General features: G+C 72.8%; 17 protein-coding genes. 13 read left to right on the top strand and 4 right to left on the bottom strand.

Features of this window, described 5'->3' with window-relative positions; genetic code table 11:
* Positions 1-8: 8 nt before the first annotated feature.
* The 9 genes from FHX32_RS00605 to FHX32_RS00565 all read left to right on the top strand — a co-directional run bounded on the left by FHX32_RS00605 (position 9) and on the right by FHX32_RS00565 (position 7,934).
* Positions 9-287, top strand: coding sequence for a hypothetical protein (locus FHX32_RS00605; RefSeq protein ID WP_167178485.1), 279 nt, complete (start codon positions 9-11; stop codon positions 285-287).
* A gap of 61 nt (positions 288-348) precedes the next feature.
* Positions 349-894: a DUF3558 family protein gene (locus FHX32_RS00600; RefSeq protein ID WP_486480854.1), complete on the top strand. Its 546-nt coding sequence runs from the start codon at positions 349-351 to the stop codon at positions 892-894.
* A 16-nt stretch (positions 895-910) separates the two neighbouring features.
* Entirely contained in the window at positions 911-2,500 is a 1,590-nt protein-coding gene (locus FHX32_RS00595) for a hypothetical protein (RefSeq protein ID WP_167178483.1), read from the top strand.
* Positions 2,501-2,547: 47 nt separating this feature from the next.
* The gene (locus tag FHX32_RS00590) at positions 2,548-2,994 is read left to right on the top strand and encodes a transcriptional regulator, SarA/Rot family (protein ID WP_167178481.1); all 447 of its coding nucleotides are present in this window, start codon (positions 2,548-2,550) and stop codon (positions 2,992-2,994) included.
* Positions 2,995-3,000: 6 nt separating this feature from the next.
* Positions 3,001-3,426: an organic hydroperoxide resistance protein gene (locus FHX32_RS00585; protein WP_167178479.1), complete on the top strand. Its 426-nt coding sequence runs from the start codon at positions 3,001-3,003 to the stop codon at positions 3,424-3,426.
* A complete protein-coding gene (locus FHX32_RS00580; protein ID WP_167178477.1) occupies positions 3,423-4,424 on the top strand; it encodes an MDR family NADP-dependent oxidoreductase in 1,002 nt (333 codons plus the stop codon). The genes FHX32_RS00585 and FHX32_RS00580 overlap by 4 nt, the downstream gene beginning before the upstream one ends.
* A 73-nt stretch (positions 4,425-4,497) precedes the next feature.
* Complete coding sequence (gene hisF / locus FHX32_RS00575; protein ID WP_167178475.1) at positions 4,498-5,265, top strand: imidazole glycerol phosphate synthase subunit HisF; 768 nt, start codon at positions 4,498-4,500, stop codon at positions 5,263-5,265.
* Between the two features lie 96 nt (positions 5,266-5,361).
* A complete protein-coding gene (locus tag FHX32_RS00570) occupies positions 5,362-6,699 on the top strand; it encodes an agmatinase family protein (RefSeq protein WP_208417890.1) in 1,338 nt (445 codons plus the stop codon).
* Between the two features lie 65 nt (positions 6,700-6,764).
* Positions 6,765-7,934: a hypothetical protein gene (locus FHX32_RS00565; RefSeq protein WP_167178473.1), complete on the top strand. Its 1,170-nt coding sequence runs from the start codon at positions 6,765-6,767 to the stop codon at positions 7,932-7,934.
* A gap of 301 nt (positions 7,935-8,235) precedes the next feature.
* On the opposite strand, the gene FHX32_RS00560 is transcribed toward FHX32_RS00565, so the two are convergent.
* Positions 8,236-8,697 carry a hypothetical protein gene (locus tag FHX32_RS00560; protein WP_167178471.1) on the bottom strand — a complete coding sequence of 154 codons (462 nt, stop codon included), beginning with the start codon at positions 8,695-8,697 and terminating at the stop codon, positions 8,236-8,238.
* Positions 8,698-8,780: 83 nt separating this feature from the next.
* Complete coding sequence (gene yczE / locus FHX32_RS00555; protein ID WP_167178469.1) at positions 8,781-9,431, bottom strand: membrane protein YczE; 651 nt, start codon at positions 9,429-9,431, stop codon at positions 8,781-8,783.
* A gap of 59 nt (positions 9,432-9,490) precedes the next feature.
* Here yczE and yczR point away from each other — a divergent pair, with 59 nt between their 5' ends.
* The gene (gene yczR / locus FHX32_RS00550) at positions 9,491-10,945 is read left to right on the top strand and encodes a MocR-like transcription factor YczR (RefSeq protein ID WP_167178467.1); all 1,455 of its coding nucleotides are present in this window, start codon (positions 9,491-9,493) and stop codon (positions 10,943-10,945) included.
* A 121-nt stretch (positions 10,946-11,066) separates the two neighbouring features.
* On the top strand, positions 11,067-12,380 hold the full coding sequence (locus FHX32_RS00545; RefSeq protein WP_167178465.1) for a low temperature requirement protein A: 1,314 nt from the start codon (positions 11,067-11,069) through the stop codon (positions 12,378-12,380).
* A 177-nt stretch (positions 12,381-12,557) separates the two neighbouring features.
* Here FHX32_RS00545 and FHX32_RS00540 read toward each other — a convergent pair whose 3' ends face one another.
* Positions 12,558-13,562 carry an RNA polymerase subunit sigma-70 gene (locus FHX32_RS00540; protein WP_486480853.1) on the bottom strand — a complete coding sequence of 335 codons (1,005 nt, stop codon included), beginning with the start codon at positions 13,560-13,562 and terminating at the stop codon, positions 12,558-12,560.
* Between the two features lie 122 nt (positions 13,563-13,684).
* Between FHX32_RS00540 and FHX32_RS00535 the strand changes: the two genes are divergently transcribed.
* Complete coding sequence (locus FHX32_RS00535) at positions 13,685-14,041, top strand: VOC family protein (protein ID WP_167178463.1); 357 nt, start codon at positions 13,685-13,687, stop codon at positions 14,039-14,041.
* Positions 14,042-14,142: 101 nt separating this feature from the next.
* Positions 14,143-15,186, top strand: a complete 1,044-nt coding sequence (locus FHX32_RS00530; protein WP_167178461.1) for a DUF2461 family protein — start codon at positions 14,143-14,145, stop codon at positions 15,184-15,186.
* 130 nt (positions 15,187-15,316) lie between these two features.
* On the opposite strand, the gene FHX32_RS00525 is transcribed toward FHX32_RS00530, so the two are convergent.
* Entirely contained in the window at positions 15,317-17,143 is a 1,827-nt protein-coding gene (locus FHX32_RS00525; protein ID WP_167178459.1) for an AMP-dependent synthetase/ligase, read from the bottom strand.
* Positions 17,144-17,254 lie beyond the last annotated feature (111 nt).

Below are 17,254 nucleotides of genomic sequence, written 5' to 3'. Positions count from 1 at the left end.
GTCGACGCATGGCCGCTCGACTGTTCGTCCTCGAACGCTACGACCGGGGTCCGGAGGAGCGCGCCGACGAGCCCGTCGGCGGGTTGACCACCGGCACCACCCGGTTGTGGGGCGCGCTGCGGATCCCGGCCGACGACGTGGTGCTGGCACTGGTCGAGGGACCCGACGCGCAGACGGTGGCGGCGGTGGCGGCCGCCGCCGGCTGGCGGGTGGACCGGCTCGGGCCGGCCGAGTGGATCGTCGCGCCGCAGTGCCCGGCACCGGTGGCCGGGGCGGACCCGTCGTGACCGGGCCGCCGGCCCTGGCGAGGGGAGTCCGGCCGTTCATCCATCGAGGAGGGATGTCGAGGTGAAGCAGATTCGTCGTTCTCGGCGGTCCGGGCTGCTGCTGGCCGGGCTGCTCGGCCTGGCCGGGGCGGTCGCCGGTTGCGGCGGCCCGGAGGAGCCGCCGCCGGCGGCCGGCGACGCGGTGCCGCCGGAGGTGGTGGCCACCACCGAGAGCGCGGCCGCCGAGCCGTCCCCCACGGCGGCCGCGGTGGACCCGTGCGCGCTGGTGTCCAGGCAGGAGGCCGAACAGCTCGCCGGCACCCGGCTGGAGGACGCCCAGCCGGTGCGCGAGACCTGCACCTACGTCGGGCCGGTCAGCGGGCCGACCGCCCAGGTCGAGGTGTTCGTCGGGGACGGGGCGAAGAAGTTCCTCGACATCGAGCGGGACCTCGGCCACGAGCTGCGCCCGCTGGCCGGGGTCGGCGACGAGGCGTACGCGAGCCACGAGGCGGTCTTCGTGAACGGCTCGGGGGTCTGGGTGTCGGTACGCCTGGTCCGGCTCAACGACCCGGCGGAGAACCGCGCGCCGCTGGAGAAGGTGGCGCGTACCGTGGCTGGCCGGCTCTGAGCGGGGTGCGGCGGCGATGAGGACGAACCGCTGCGCCGGTGCCCGCCTGCTGGCCGTGGTGGCGGCGCTGGCCGTACTGGCCGCGACCGGGGCGTGCCAGGGTGACCGGCCGTCGGGCGGCGGGCCGACGGATCCGTACCACGCCGACGCCGTCCGGTACGGGCTCGCGCCGCGGCCGCACCCCGAGGTGACGTACCAGCCGGACGTGATCCTGGTCGGCGGCGGTGGCGCCGCGGTGCGGTCGGTGACCGACGACGGGCTGACCTGGCGGATCGACCCGGACGCGGAGCGCGCCGACGACCTGGCTCCGGGCAAGGTCATGTTCCTCACCTCCCGGGCCGTCGGCCGGGTGGTGGACGTCCGCCGCGACGGCGGCGACCTGGCGGTGACCATCGGTCCGGTCGAGTTGACCGAGGTGATCCGGGACGGCGTCTTCCGCACCGCCGAGCCGGTGCCGCTGGACCGCCCGATCGCCTACTCCGCGGGCACGCCGTCCTGGGTGGCCGCCGACCTGCCGCCCGAGCCCACGCCGAGTGGCGGCACCGGCGGCGGGGCGCCGGGTGCGGACATCCCCGGCGGGTCGGGCGCGGAGATCGGCGGCGGGCCGGGCCCGGAGATCGGCGGCGGGCCGGGCCCGGCCGCCGGCGGTGCGGGCGGCGGGGCGCCGGTCGGTCGGACCCGGCTCGTCCCGGTCCGGGCGCCGGCGCCCGCGCCGCGCCCGCCGGCGCCGCCCGCGCGGGTCGGCAACCAGCAGTCGGCGCAGGCCGGCGCCCTGAAGTTGACGACGGAGTGCTGCTCCGACGGGGTCACCGCGCGGTTCGACCACGACGACGGCGAGATCCGGATGACCGGCTCGGTGACCCTGCTGCTGAAGCGGCCGACGGCCACGTTCGACCTGGCCATCTCCGGCGGCACGGTCACCCGGGCGGAGTTCAGCGTCACCGGCGGCGCCGGCCTCCGGGTGGCGGTCAAGGCGGCGACCAGCGTCGGGAACACCCGCAACCTGGCCAAGTCGGTGGTGGTGCCGACGCAGTTCAGCATCCCGATCGGGACCATCCTCGGGGTGCCCTTCTCGGCCACCGTCGACCAGCTTCTGGAGATCAAGACGGCGTTCAGCGCCAAGGACGGCCGGCTGGACGCCGCCGGCGAGTACGCGCTGAACGGCGCGATCGGCTACGGCTACCACCGGCCGTACTGGGGCCCGATCGAGCCGAGCGGCTTCAAGGTCCGCAACAGCCTGACCAACTCGATCACCGGCGTCTCCATCGGGGCGAGTGGGCTGCTCGTCACGTACGACGTGAAGTTCACCGTCGGGATCGGGGCGCTCGGGTTCACCGCCGGGGTGTACGTCGCGCTGCGCGCCTCGGTCGGGGCGAGCCTCGGCTCGGGGGCCGGCCTGATCGTCTGCCGGGGCGCGGGGCTCGGCGTGACCATGCGCTACGGCGTCAGCTACTCGATCCCGAAGGTGGTCGCCGACGTCGTGAACTTCTTCCTCAAGGTGTTCAGGACCAAGCCGATCAGACAGCGGGGCGAGCTCGGTGACGAGGTCGTGGTGCTGAAACGGACCGAGACCGTGCCGCCGGACGTGCCGCTCTGCGTGGTCTGAGCCACGAACAGATTGTGCACAACTTAATTGCGGGCTACTGTCTCCCGGTGGCCGACGATCTGGTGCTGGGCCGGCAGGTGTGCTTCGCGCTCTACGCGGCGTCGCGCGCGCTGACCGACGTCTACCGCCCGATCCTCGACCGGGTCGGGCTGACCTACCCGCAGTACCTGGTGCTGCTGGTGCTGTGGGAACACGACGAGCAGGCGCCCGGCGTCTCCGAGCTCGGCGCGCGCCTGCGGCTGGATTCCGGCACCCTCTCGCCGCTGCTCAAGCGGCTGGAGGGAGCGGGCCTGGTGGTCCGGCGCCGGTCGGCGCGCGACGAGCGGCGGGTCGAGGTGGGCCTGACCGCCGAGGGTCGGGCGTTGCGCGAACGGATGGCGGACGTGCCGCTGCGGGTGGCCCGGGCCACCGGGCTGACCGCCGCGGAGCTGGTCGCCATCCGCGACACCCTCACCCGGGTCACCGAGACCATCCACCGACAGAAGGAGCAGTGACCCCTCATGCAGGTGCTCTACACCGCCTCCGCCCGGGCCACCGGTGACGGCCGGGACGGCCACGTCCAGACCTCCGACGGCACGCTCGACCTCGACCTGGCGGTGCCGAAGGAGATGGGTGGGGCCGGCGGCGCCGGCAACCCCGAGCAGCTCTTCGCCGCCGGCTACGCGGCCTGCTTCCACTCGGCGTTGCGCGTGGTCGCCCGGCGGGCCAAGGCGGACGTGACCGGCTCGGTGGTCGAGGCCGAGGTGGGCATCGGGCCGAACGGCGTGGGTGGCTTCGGGCTGGCCGTGACGCTGGTCGTCGACCTGCCGACGGTCGACCGGGCCACCGCCGAGCAGCTGGCCGCCCAGGCGCACCAGGTCTGCCCCTACTCCAACGCCACCCGGGGCAACATCGAGGTCGCGCTCATCGTGCGGGAGGCCGGGTGACCGCGGTCAACCGGGAGATCCACCTGGCGTCCCGGCCCCAGGGCTGGCCGTCGGCGGAGAACTTCCGGCTGGTCGAGACGGACGTGCCGAAGCCGGGGCCCGGTCAGCTGCTGGTCCGCAACCGGTACCTGTCGGTGGACCCGTACATGCGCGGGCGGATGAACGACGTGAAGTCCTACGTCCCGCCGTTCCAGCTCGACGCGCCGCTGGACGGGGGCGCGGTCGGCGAGGTGGTGGCCGGCGAGGCCGAGGGCTTCGCCCCCGGCGACTGGGTGCTGCACGGGCTCGGCTGGCGGGAGTACGCGCTGGTCGACGCGGGCTCCGCGCGTACCGTCGACCCCGATCTGGCGCCGGTCACCACGTACCTGCACGTGCTCGGGATGACCGGGCTGACCGCGTACGCCGGGCTGCTCGAGGTGGCCGGGATGAAGCCGGGGGAGATCGTCTTCGTCTCCGCCGCGGCCGGCGCGGTGGGCAGCCTGGTCGGGCAGATCGCCAAGCTCAGGGGGGCGGCCCGGGTGATCGGCAGCGCCGGCTCGGCGGCCAAGGTGGAGCGGCTGCGGACGCTCGGCTTCGACGCCGCGTTCGACTACCACGACGGTCCGGTCCGCCAGTCGCTGAAGGCGGCCGCGCCGGAGGGCATCGACGTCTACTTCGACAACGTCGGCGGCGACCACCTGGAGGCGGCCATCTCCGCCATGCGGCCGCATGGCCGGGCCGCGATCTGCGGCATGATCGCGCAGTACAACGACACCGAGCCGCCGGCCGCGCCGCGCAACCTGGCGCTGGTCATCGGCAAGCGGCTGACCCTGCGCGGCTTCCTGGTCGGCGACCACGGCGCGCTGCGCGGGCAGTTCGTCCGGGAGATGTCCGGCTGGCTGCGCGACGGCAGCATCGGCTACGACGAGACGGTCGTCGACGGCATCGAGCGCGCCCCGGAGGCGTTCCTCGGCCTGCTGCGCGGCGAGAACCTCGGCAAGATGCTCGTCCGGGTGTGACCCGGGCCTCCTCGGCGGTGGCCGGCCCGTCCGGGTCGGCCGCCGCCGCACCCGCCTCGGATAGGCTCGCGGCATGACGGTGGCGGTACGGGTGATCCCGTGTCTGGACGTGGACGCCGGGCGGGTGGTCAAGGGGGTCAACTTCCTCGACCTGCGCGACGCCGGTGACCCGGTCGAGCTGGCCGCGGCGTACGACCGGGCCGGCGCGGACGAGCTGACCTTCCTCGACGTCACCGCCTCCTCCAGCGACCGGGGCACCATGCTCGACGTGGTCCGGCGTACCGCCGAGTCGGTGTTCATCCCGCTGACCGTCGGCGGCGGAATCCGCCAGGTCGCCGACGTCGACACCCTGCTGCGGGCCGGCGCCGACAAGGTCGGGGTGAACACCGCGGCGATCGCCCGGCCGGAGCTGATCGCCGAGATCGCCGACCGGTTCGGCCGGCAGGTGCTGGTGCTCTCCCTGGACGTGCGGCGGGCGCCGGCCGGCACCACGCCCAGCGGCTTCGAGGTCACCACCCACGGCGGCCGGCGCGGCACCGGGCTGGACGCGATCGAGTGGGCTCGCCGGGGCGCCGAGCTGGGCGCCGGCGAGATCCTGCTCAACTCGATGGACGCCGACGGCACCAAGGCCGGGTTCGACCTGGACCTCATCGCGCGGGTACGCCGGGCGGTGGACGTCCCGGTGGTGGCCAGTGGCGGCGCCGGCGCGGTGGCGCACTTCCCGCCGGCGGTCGACGCGGGCGCGGACGCGGTGCTCGCCGCGAGCGTCTTCCACTTCGGCGAGCTGACCGTGGCGCAGGTCAAGGAGGCGCTGCGCTCGGCCGGACACCCGGTGCGCTGACGCCCGCGTTTCCCCGATCCCCTGCTCAGTCGGGCAAGGCTCCATCCCCGACAGAACCTTCCTCCACCGGCTATCCACGAAGTTCTGACAGCACCGTTGGCCGCCGTTAGCCTTGGAATTAATTGTCGGAAATGCCGCAATCGTCAGGTGGATTGCCGCACGGCGGCGGCGGAGGGAGCCCCGATGGCGGACGGGAAGAGGAAGGTCGAGGGTGAGGACCGCACCTTCGATGTCGATGGTGAGCGGATCCGCGCCGGTGATCTCGGCGGGGAGAAGGCCAAGCGGTTACAGGCCGAACTGACTGACAAGAAGCTGCAGGAGGAGTTGCGCCGTGGGCACGAGCACGGGCTCGTGCCGGCCGACTCGATCGAGGAGAAACACCTGGCGAGCACCTTCGCCCGGGGTGAACTGCCGCACTTCGCGGGCATCAACACCTTCCTCAAGACGCCGTACCTGGAGAACATCCACGAGGTCGGCCAGCATGAGGTGGCCGTCGTCGGCTGCCCGTTGGATACCGGCACCACCTACCGGCCGGGTCCGCGCTTCGGGCCCGAGGGCATGCGGCGGATCTCCGGCCTGTACACCCCCTACTACTACGAGCAGGGCATCGACCTGCGCGAACAGTTGGACATGGTCGATGTCGGCGACATCTTCATCACGCCGGGCAACATCGAGAAGGCGTTCGACCAGATCACCAAGGCAGTGGAGTTCGTCCGGGGCCAGGGCACGTTCCCGGTGATCCTCGGCGGCGACCACTCGATCGGCTTCCCGACCTCGCGCGGGGTGATGAACGCGGTCGGCCAGAAGATCGGCGTGATCCACTTCGACCGGCACATCGACACCCAGCGCAAGGACCTCGATGAGCGGATGCACACGACGCCGTTCTACTGGAGCGCCCACGAGAAGCATTTCGACATGGGCAACCTGGTGCAGATCGGCATCGGCGGGTGGCAGGTGCCGCGCCCCGGCGTCACGGAGGGCGCACACGGTGGCTCACTGGTGCTGACCGTGGAGGACATCGAACGCCTGGGCATCGACAAGGCCGCCGAGATCGCCCTCGAGGTGGCCTGGAGCGGCGGGGCACAGGGGGTCTACCTGTCCTTCGACATCGACTCCATCGACCCCGGATTCGCCCCCGGAACCGGCTGGCCGGAGCCGGGTGGACTCTACCCGCGGGAGGCGCTGAAGCTGGTGCGGAGGTTCGCCGCCGAAGGGCTGCTCGGGATGGAGATTGTCGAGGTGTCGCCGCCGTACGACACCTCGGACATCACCGCGCTGATGGGTGTGCGGCTGATCTGCGAGACCCTCGCGGCGATGGTCAGCGCCGGCAAGCTCGGCCGTACCCGGCAGGGCGAGCCGCAGACCGACAAGGCCAGGCAGGCCGATGCGATGACCCCGGCCGCTTCGAGCGCCGCGGCCTCCGGCGGCGGCTGACCGGCGGTACCAGGGTGCTACCGCGGCCACCGGCCGCGGTAGCACCCTGACCGAGAGGAGAGCCGATGTTCGGCGCCATCATCGCGGCACTGGGCATGACGGCCGACGGCCTGGCCGAGGGGCTCTACGCCGTCCGGCACCGGTTCAGCGCCCGCGTGGCCAGCGTCGCCTTCGCGATCGGCGCCGCCCTCGGCTGGTTCTACCAGGTGGTCACGCCCATCACCTTCACGGTGGAGAGCATCACGGTCGCCGCGCAGTCGGTGAAGAAGCCGCCGCAGATCTTCTACGTGGTCGCGCTGTCCGCCGTCCCCAGCGTCGCGCTCGGGTTGCTCGGGCTGTACTCATCCTTCGTCAGCTGGCTGGATCCGGCCGTGGTCGCCGGCGTGATCGTCGGTGTGGGGGTCATCCTGACCCGGGTCGGGGTCGGTTATCTGCGGGAGCGCCCTGCCGTGGCGGTCCCGGCGGTGGTCGCGGGCCTGCTGGTCTACGCGCTGACCGAGAACCTCGTCCTGGTCATCCTCGCCAGCATGATTCTCGGGACGGTGGCCCGATACGTGCTGCCGCAGCGGTTCCAGCCGGGAGCCAAGGAGGAGGAGGTGGGTGCCGGCGAGGAGGAGGAAGAGGAGGCGGAAGAGGAGGAGGAACTGAAGGAGGAGAAGGAGCTCGGTGGCGGCGAGGAGAAGAACGCGAACGCAAAGGGGCACGGCCGGTTCGGACCGCGCATCCGCCCGATCCGGCTCCGGTGGCGGGAGATGTTCGCACCGGCGGTGCTGGTGGGCGCGTTCTCGCTGTTCGCGTTGCGGACCGGGTCGGTCGTCTCCTACGACCGGGTGAACAGCGAACTCGCCGGTAAGGGTCCCGAACTCGACGGGATGACCGTGATCGCCGGAGTGGCGAGCCTGGCCAGCGGACTGCTCGGCGGGCCGCCGATCGAAACCACCCCGGCGCCGATGGCGGCCACGGCCCAGCCGGTGTTCTCCACAGTCCTGTTCATGGCGCTGATGGCAGTCGTCACATTCGTCGGGCTGGTCGGCCGGCTCGGCCGCTACATCCCGCTTCAGGCGATTGCCGGGTTCCTCGTGGTGCTCGGCGTGCCGGTCATCCTGCCGGAGAATCTCCCCTCCGTCGCGGAGGCGCCGTTGGCCGGCGGTGTCGCGCTCATCGTCACCGCGCTCAGCAACCCGTTCTACGGTCTGCTCGCCGGGCAGGGGGTCGCCCTGTTCTGGCCCGCCTGATCAGGCGAGTGGCCACTGCCGGCCAGCTTGATCGTCAACCCCGAAAGGTGCTGTGGGGACCCGACCGACCCGCACCACCGCGGCGTCTGTCACCCGCCCCGCGTCCGCCGGTTTCGGCACCTCCGCGCGGAGGCCACCTGCCCGGCCGGTGCACCCGAACCCTTCCGGCCAGGATCAGAACGGCCACCCGGCCGCCGCAACACCCAGCCCATCCCGCGCTACGACGTCCGCACCGCCACCGTCACCAACGCCAACACCGGCCGCAGAGAAGACGAAGCCCGTCAATCCCCTGGGTCGGGCGTCAGTCATGGTGGGCGCGGTTCTCCGGGGAGCGGCGTGGCGCCGGGATCGAGCGGACCAGGTATTCCTGTACGGCGGCGGCGTGGTCGGCCTCGTCCAGGTGCCAGTCCGCGCTGACCGGCGGCTGCCGGCGGCTGAGCACCCCCTGCACGGTGTCCACCGTGGTGGCCAGCCCGGCGCTCGGCCGGGTGCGCCACAGCCGCTCACCGTCGGGGGTGATCCGGAACCAGCCGTCGGCCACGTCGACCAGGCCGGCGCCGACCAGCCGGCGGACCGCCTCCTCGACCTCGTGCCGTTCGGGGATGGCCTGGTTGAGGTGGTCGGCGGTGGAGATCACGTCGGCCAGCCGGACCCCTTCCGGTCGGCGGCTGGACGGCGACCGGCGGTGCCGTCCGGCGCCACTCGCGATCACCAACGAGACGAAGATCCAGGCGTCGCTCCAGCGCCATCCGCTCTCCCCCATGCGCAGATTCTGCCGGGCACCGCGGCCAAAAGGGAACACCCGCCCCGCCGCCCGCACGTTGCGCGATCACTCGGGTACGCGGGTCAGCCGGCGGCCACCGGCGCGGCCCGGCCCGGGGCCGGCACCGGCTCGGCGACGGTGAACCGCGCCAGGAACAGTTGGGTCAGCGGCCCGATGGCGAGCGCGTACGCCACCGTGCCGACGCCGACGGTGCCGCCGAGCAGCCAGCCCACCGCCAGCACGGCCACCTCGATGCCGGTGCGGACCACCCGGATCGACCAGCCGGGCCGGCGGGCGACCAGGCCGGTCATCAGCCCGTCGCGGGGGCCGGGGCCGAGCCGGGCGCCGATGTAGAGGCCGGTGGCGGCGCCGTTGCCCACGATGCCGGCGACCAGCAGACCGATCCGGACGGCGAGCGGCCCGCCGGCCGGCAGCACCGCCAGTGCGGCGTCCACCACCAGCCCGATGACCACCACGTTGCTCACCGTGCCGAGGCCGGGGCGCTGCCGCAGCGGGATCCAGAGCAGCAGGACCAGCGCGCCGACCGCGATGGTCACGGTGCCGAAGGACAACCCGGTGCCGCGGGCGAGCCCCTGGTGGAAGACGTCCCAAGGGTTCAGGCCCAGCCCCGATCGGATCATCAGGGCCATGCTCACCCCGTACAGGACGAGACCCGCGTAGAGCTGGGTCAGCCGCCGGACGGGGCGGTACCGGAGATTGCCAATCGCTGCCATGCATGCCACCCTAGGGGCCAATCCGGAGCACGGTAGAGAGCCAATATTCGAGGAGTGGCATGACGAGCCAGGTGCGAGGGGTCCAATTGGCCCGGCTGCTCGGCCAGTGGCACGCCCTCCCGGGCCGCCGGCGCAGCCCCGACTACGCCGCCCTGGCCGGCGCGGTACGCGGCCTGCTGGCCGACGGCCGGCTCCCGCTGGGCGTCCGCCTGCCCGCCGAGCGGGAGCTGGCCCAGGCGCTGCGGATCAGCCGCACCACCGTCAGCGCCGCCTACCGGGAACTGCGCGAGAGCGGCCACCTGGCCAGCCGCCGGGGCGCCGGCAGCTGGACCATGCTGCCCGGCACCCACCGGGTGGCCAGCACCGGACTGTGGACCCCACAGGACGACCACGACATGATCGACCTGGGCGTGGCGGCGCTGGCCGCCCCGCCCGAGCTGGTGCCGGCCGCCCGGGCGGCCGCCGAGGACCTGCCCCGCTACCTGGGTGGCGCCGGCTACCACCCGACCGGCATCGTCGAACTGCGCGAGGCGGTGGCGCAGGCGTACACCGAGCGGGGGCTGCCCACCTCGGCCGACCAGATCATGGTCACCAACGGCACCCAGCACGCCCTGGACCTGGTGCTCCGGCTGGCGCTCGCGCCCGGCGCCGGGGTGCTGGTGGAGTCGCCGAGCTACCCGAACGCGCTGGCGGCGCTGGCCGCGCGCCGGGCCCGGATCACCACCCACGGGCTGGCCGCCGACACCGGCTGGGACGCCGACCTGCTGCTCGGCAGCCTGCGGCAGGTCCGCCCGAAGCTGGCCTACCTGATCCCGGACTTCCAGAACCCCACCGGCCACCTGATGCCCGCCGAGCTGCGCGAGCGGCTGGTCGCCACCGCGCACGCGGTCGGCACCGACCTGGTCATCGACGAATCCTTCGTGGACCTGCCGCTGGACGGCACGGTCGTGCCCCCGCCGGCCGCCGTGTTCGACCGGCACTCGCGGGTGGTCACCATCGGCGGGCTGAGCAAGCCGTTCTGGGGCGGCCTGCGGATCGGCTGGGTGCGCGCGTCCGCGCCGCAGGTGCAGCGGCTGGCCGCGACCCGGGTCGGGGTGGACATGGCCAGCCCGGTGCTGGACCAGCTGGTCGCGGTGCACCTGCTGGCCGACGCGCCGGCCATCGTCGCGTCCCGCCGGGCCCAGCTCGCCGCCCAGCGGGACGCCCTGCTCGGCGCGCTGGCCCAGCGGCTGCCCGACTGGCGGGTGACCGTGCCGCGCGGCGGCGTCACCCTCTGGGCCGAGCTGGACGGGCCGATCTCCAGCGCCCTCGCCCGGGCCGCCGAGGAGGTCGGCGTACGGCTTGCCCCCGGGCCCCGGTTCGGGCTGGACGGGACGCTCGAGCGCTTCCTGCGGCTGCCGTTCACGCTGCCCGCCGCCGACCTGGTCGAGGCGGTCGGCCGGATCGCCGCGGTCCGGTACGACCTGGACCGCGGCGGCCGGCCCCGGTGGCGGGAGCCCGCCGTCATCGCCTGAGCCGGCGGGGGCGGAACGACGGACCGTCGGCCGGACCGCCGGCGCCACCCGAAGGGTGGAGGTTCGTCCGGCGTGACCGGGAACCGGCCGTTCGCCCGGTACGGGCTGCCAGACTGCGCTGGTGGGACGCGCGGACGGGGGCCGGCGGGGCAGCGGGGTCCAGCGGAGCGCGCCGGGCTCCCGGGCGACCCGGCTGGAACTCTTCTACGACCTGGTCTTCGTCTTCGCCTTCCTGAACGTCACCACCGCCGCGGCCGGCAACCCGACGGTCCGCGGCGTGATCCAGGCGTTGGTGGTGCTCGCCCTGCTCTGGTGGTGCTGGACCGGCTTCGCGGCGCTGGGCAACGTGGTCCGCACCGACCAGGGGGTGGTGCCGCTGGTCGGCTTCGTCACCATGGCCGCCGCCTTCGTGCTGGCGCTCACCCTGCCGAAGGCGTTCGTCGACCGGCCGGGCGGGCTGTCCGGCCCGCTGGTCTTCGCCACCTGCTACCTCCTGGTCCGGGCCAGCCAAGTGTCGATCTTCCTGTGGGTCGGCCGCCACAACCGCGACCTGCACCAGCGGTGGGTGCTGACGGCCCTGCCGGTGCTGCTGGCCACCTCGTTCATCGTCGCCGCCGCGCTGCTGCCGCAGCGCCTCTTCGACGGATGGGCCGAAGGGCTCGCCCGGCTGCTGTTGTGGATCGCCGCCATCGCCGTCGAGTACGGCGTCGGGCTGGCCCTGCGCGGCACCGGGTGGACGATCCTCTCCGCCGGGCACTGGGCGGAACGGCACGCCCAGATCATCCTGGTGGCCCTGGGCGAGACCATCATCGCGCTCGGGCTCGGGCCTAGCGGCACCTCCAGCCTGCCGCTGACCTGGCCGGTGCTCATCGGGGCGGTGCTCGGCATCGCGGTGGTCGCGGCGCTGTGGTGGGCGTACTTCGACACCCTCGCGTTCGCCATGGAGCAGGCGTTGCACCGCACCCGGGACCGGCTCGCCCGCGCCGTGCTGGCCCGGGACGTCTACACCTACCTGCACCTGCCCGTCGTCGCGGGTGTCATCCTCTTCGCGCTCGGGCTCAAGGGGCTGATCTACGAGGGGGCCGATCCCGAGACGCCGGCCTGGGGGGTCACGCTGCCCAGCCTCGACCTGCTGGCGCTCTACGGCGGGGTATCGGTCTACCTGCTCGCGATGATCGTGCTCGGCGGCCGGATGCTCGGCGCGGCGCGTTGGCCGACGGTCGGCGGGGTGCTGGTGCTGCTCCTGCTGGTGCCGGTGGCCGGGCAGCTGCCCGAGCTGGTCGCGCTGGCCCTGCTGGCCGTCGCCACGGTGGCGGTGGTGGGGGTGCAGACGGTGGTCGACGCGCCCCGCCGGTGGCGGGTTCGCCAGGTGGCGCTGGAGGAGCAGCTCGCCGCCGAGGAGGAGCAGACCAGGTGGCGGGGGCACCACCTGTGAGCCGGCCGTTCCGGTCGCCAGGGCGGCCTCTGCGTCGCGGTGAGCCGCTCGGCCCTACACGCGGCCGGCGCAGCGGTCGGTGACCAGGCGAACGGTTCATCGCGCCAGGCCGCCGGAACGTAACGGCCTGTTCGCTCGACGTCGGCGCATCGCTGTGCACGTCCACGACGGATGGGTTCAGCGGGTGGTGGCGTGCAGGTCGAACAGAGGGAACAGGTCGGGATCCGGGAAGCCGGTGATGGTCGCCACCTGCTCTCCGATGATCGTCAACACCATGATCCCGTAGCCGCGGCACTCCCACTCGCCGTTGTCAGGAAGGTAGGCCGCAAGAGCGGGGTGTCCGTTGGCCCGGGTGACGACCAGCCGGACGCGGTCGAGTCGCCCGTTCGCCGGTACGGTGGCGAAGAACCTGGCGACCGCGTCGCGGCCGACGATCCGGATCGCCTGGGGTGGCATGGTCAACGCGATGTCGTCGCGCAGCACCGCCGCGAGGGCGGGGATGTCGCGGGCGTGCCAGGCGCGCAGAAACTCGTCCAGCACCCGCTGCTCATGCCTGCTCAGGCGGCCCGGGTGAGGGTCGGGCGTAGGTGCGACGGCGAGCGTGGCGCGGGCGCGCTGCAACGCGCTGTTCACCCCGGCCACGGTGGTGTCGAGCAGGTCGGCGACCTCACGCGCCGGCCAGTCCAACACCTCACGCAGGATCAGCACCGCCCGCTGGGTGGCGGGCAGCAGCTGCAAGGCGGCTATGAACGCCAGCGCCACACTTTCCCGCCGCTCGACGACCGCGGCCGGGTCGGCGTCGTCATCGGTCAACTGGCCGAGCAGCACGTCCGGGTAGGGCTGCAACCAGGCGACCTCGCCCGTAGAGGCGAGCGGCTCCCGGCCGCGCCGGTTGATCAGCTTAAGGCAGGTGGTGGTGGCGATCCGGTACAGCCAGTGCCGCAGCGGGCCGGTGCCCTGGTAGCCGGCAAGCCCGCGCCAGGCCCGCATGGTCGCCTCCTGCACCGCCTCCTCCGCGTCGGCATACGAGCCCAGCATCCGGTAGCAGTGCACGTGCAATGCGCGCAGGTGGGGAGCCACCAGGGCCCGGAACGCGTCATCGTCACCGGCGCGGGCGGCAGCCAACACCCGGCCGAGGTCAAGGTCGCCAACCTCGGCTGCGAGCTTGCGTGTGGTGCCCACCGGTACACCGTAGCGGCCTCGGTATGACACCACCGATGAGTTCACCTCCGGCACGGGATCAGAAACAGATGAGGGGCCGACCGGCTCTTCGCACGCAGCGCACGGCAGGAGGGTAATCGCTGATGGGTGCACCGTTCGTGTGGTTCGACCTCACCACCACCAGCGGAGACAGCGACAGCGTCCGGGCCTTCTACACGCAGCTGTTCGGCTGGACGATCAGCCCCGGCATGGGCGGCTACCAGGGCTGGATGACCGACGGCGAGCAACCCTGGGCCGGCATCGCCCCGACCGAGGCACCCACCGCCGGCCGCTGGATCCCCTACATCATGGTCGACGACCTCGACGCCGCGGCCGAGCACGCCACCGCGCTCGGCGGCAGCGTTGTCCAGAACAAGACCGTCGGACCGGCCGGCACCGCGGTCATGGTCGCCGACCCGTCCGGAGCGGTCGTCGCCCTGTTCACCCCGGCCGCTGGATGAACGGCCCGCCGCCGACCCTGCTGGTGTCCGCGACCCACGGGCACGGCCGGCGGCCAACGGACGAGGACCACCATGACGACGCTCAGGGAGACGACGCCACGATGACCGCTGAAGACCTCTTCTGGGACCTGGTCGAGCCGATGTACGCCGACCCGGCCGTGCAACGCTCGACCATGATGGGCCTGCCCTGCGTCCGCCTCGACGGCCGGTTCTTCGCCTCACTCGACCGGCACACCGCGGCGCTGCTGGTGAAACTGCCCCGAGAACGCGTCGGCCAGCTCGTCGCCGAGGGTATCGGCGAGCCGTTCGCCCCGGCCGGGCGGGTGTTCCGGGAGTGGGTCGCCATCCACAAACCCGACCGCGGACGCTGGCAACGCCTGCTCACCGAAGCCCGCGCCCACGCGGCCGGCACCACGGCACCGGCGGCCGGCACCGCCAGACCGACCGACCAGCCAGCCTTCCGCGGCTTCAGCCCCGCCGGCCTGGCGTTCCTGGCGGGGCTGGCCCGCGACAACAACAAGCAGTACTTCGACGCCCACCGCCGCACCTTCCAGAGCCAGCTGCTCGAACCGTCCAAAGCCTTCGTGGTCGTGCTCGGCGCCGCACTCCAGCAGCGGGTCTGCGCCCGGCTGCGCGCTGATCCCCGCATCGGTGGCAGCCTGTTCCGCATCGCCAACGACCTGCGCTTCGGCAAAGACAAGCCGCCCTACAAGGCACATCTCGACTTCGCATTCTGGGAAGGTGACGTCGGGCCGCGGCGCGATCCCGCACTCATCCTGCGGATCACGCCCACCGAGATCCACCTCGGCGCCGGCGTGTTCGCCCTCACCGGCACCGCACTCGACCGCTACCGGACCGCCCTGCGCGACCCGGCACGCGCCGCCGAACTCGACACGGCCGTCGCCGCACTCGTGGACACAGGCGCCCAGCTGAGCGAACCGACCCGCGTTCGCCCACCGGCCGGCTTCACCGCAGCCGACCCGGCCGCTCGATTCGCCGTACGCGACGGCTTCCACGTCACCCAACGGCTCCCGCACCCGGCGACCATCGCTACCGCGGAAATCGTCGGCTGGTGCGCCGACCGGCTCGCGCCCTACGCGCCGATCCACCGATGGCTGGCCGCCAACACGCGAGACCCGAGCTGAACCCCGGTGTCCACTGTGCTGCAACAAACTGCGGCTGATGAGCTACCCGTTCGTGCTCGGGGCCGGCGGGCGCTGAAGGAAGCGGTCCCGCGCCCGACCGGGGGGAGTCGGGCGCGGGACCGCCGCTCGCTCAGATCTCGGCGAGGGTGCCGGCGTACATCTTCTCGATCTCGGTGGCGAAGTTGGTCTCCACGCCCCGGCGCTTGATCTTCAGCGACGGGGTGATCTCGCCGTCCTCGATGGTCAGGTCGCGCGGCAGGATGGTGACCTTCTTGATCGTCTCCCAGCGGTTGAGCTTGCCGTTGAGCTGGGCGACGTACTCCTCGACCATGGCCTGCGCCTCCGGCGAGGCGACGATCTCGGCGTAGCTGCGGCCCTCCAGCGGGGTGCCGGCGGCCCAGCCCTTGATCGCGTCCGGGTCGAGGGTGACCAGCATGGTGCAGTAGTTGCGCGCCTGGCCGATCACCACCGCCTGCGAGGTGTACGGGCAGGTGGCCTTGAACATGCCCTCGATGTGCGACGGCGCGATGTACTTGCCGCCGGACGTCTTGACCAGGTCCTTCTTCCGGTCGGTGATCTTCAGGTAGCCGTCGGCGTCCAGCGTGCCGATGTCACCGGTGCGGAAGAAGCCGTCCTCGGTGAACGCGGCGGCGGTCTCCTCGGGCAGGTTGTGGTAGCCGCGCATCACCGGCCGGCCGCGGACCAGGATCTCGCCGTCGGTGTCGATCCGGCACTCCAGGTCGCCCATCGCCTTGCCGACGGTGCCGATGCGCAGGCCCTCCGGCGGGTTGACGAAGTTGCCGGCGCTGGTCTCGGTCAGGCCGTAGCCCTCGGAGATCGGCAGGTTCGCCGCGGCGAAGAAGGTGGCGATGTCCGGGCTGAGCGGCGCGGCGCCGGAGACGAGCACCCGGATCCGGCCGCCGAGCCGGGCCTGGAGCTTGCTGAACACCAGCTTCTCGGCGATCGCGTAGCGCAGCTTCAACCCGGCGGGCACCGGCTTGCCGGCCTGTTCGAGGGCGACCTTCTCCTTGCCCACCCGGACGCCCCAGGCGAAGATCTTCGCCTTCGCGCCGCCGGCGTCCTGCGCCGTGGTGACCGCCCGGTTGTAGACCTTCTCGAAGACCCGCGGCGCGCCGCACATCAGCGTCGGCTTGACCACGGCCAGCAGGTCGACCAGCTTGTCCACCCGGCCGTCGACGTACGTCGGCAGGCCCACGTGGATGGCGCCGCAGAGCAGGGTCTTGCCGAACGAGTGGGACAGCGGCAGCCAGAGGTACTGCAGGTCGTCGTCGCGGAGCAGCCCGAGCTCGGCCTGCGCGACGCCCTCCCAGCACCAGCCGCCGTGCAGCAGCTCGACGCCCTTGGGCCGGCCGGTCGTGCCGGAGGTGTAGATCAGCGTGGCCAGGTGGTCGGGGCCGAGCCCGGCGACGATGTTCTCGATCAGCTCCGGCTCGGCGGCGAGCCGGGCCGCGCCCCGCTCCTCCAACTGGGCCAGGGTGAGCTGGGGCGCCGCGGCGGACTGGTCCGGCTCGCCGTCGAAGAGCACCACGTGGGTCAGCGCCGGCAGCTGCGCTCCGGCGATCTTCGCGGCCTGGGCCGGGTTCTCGGCGAACAGCACCCGGGAACCGGAGTCGGCGATGATGTACGTCGCGTCCTCGGGTTCGGTGGTCGGGTAGACGGTGGTGGTGGCGCCACCGGCGCACATGATGCCCAGGTCGGCGAGCACCCACTCGATCCGGGTGTTGGCCAGGATGGCCACCGGGTGCTCCTGGCCGACGCCGAGGTCGTGCAGACCGGCCGCGATCGCCTTGGCACGGGTGGCCACCTGCGCCCAGCTCAGCCAGACCGGGCCGGAGTCGTCCGGGGACGGATGGGCGAAGGCGTCACGGTCGGGGGTGGCCGCGACGCGCTTGAGGAACATTTCCGGGATGGAACGGTACGGTACATCGAGAGCCATCGCTGTAGCCGCCTTCGGGGGTGGAGGCGTGACGGTCGTCACGTCGGTGTTCGTTACCGAAGAGTATTGCCTGCCTCGTGGCGTCGGCTAGCCCCCCGACCGTCGGTCGGC

This window comes from Micromonospora sp. CNZ280 (assembly GCF_011759515.1).
Note: the sequence above shows the minus strand (reverse complement) of the source record. Positions and strands in the feature narration are given on the sequence as shown.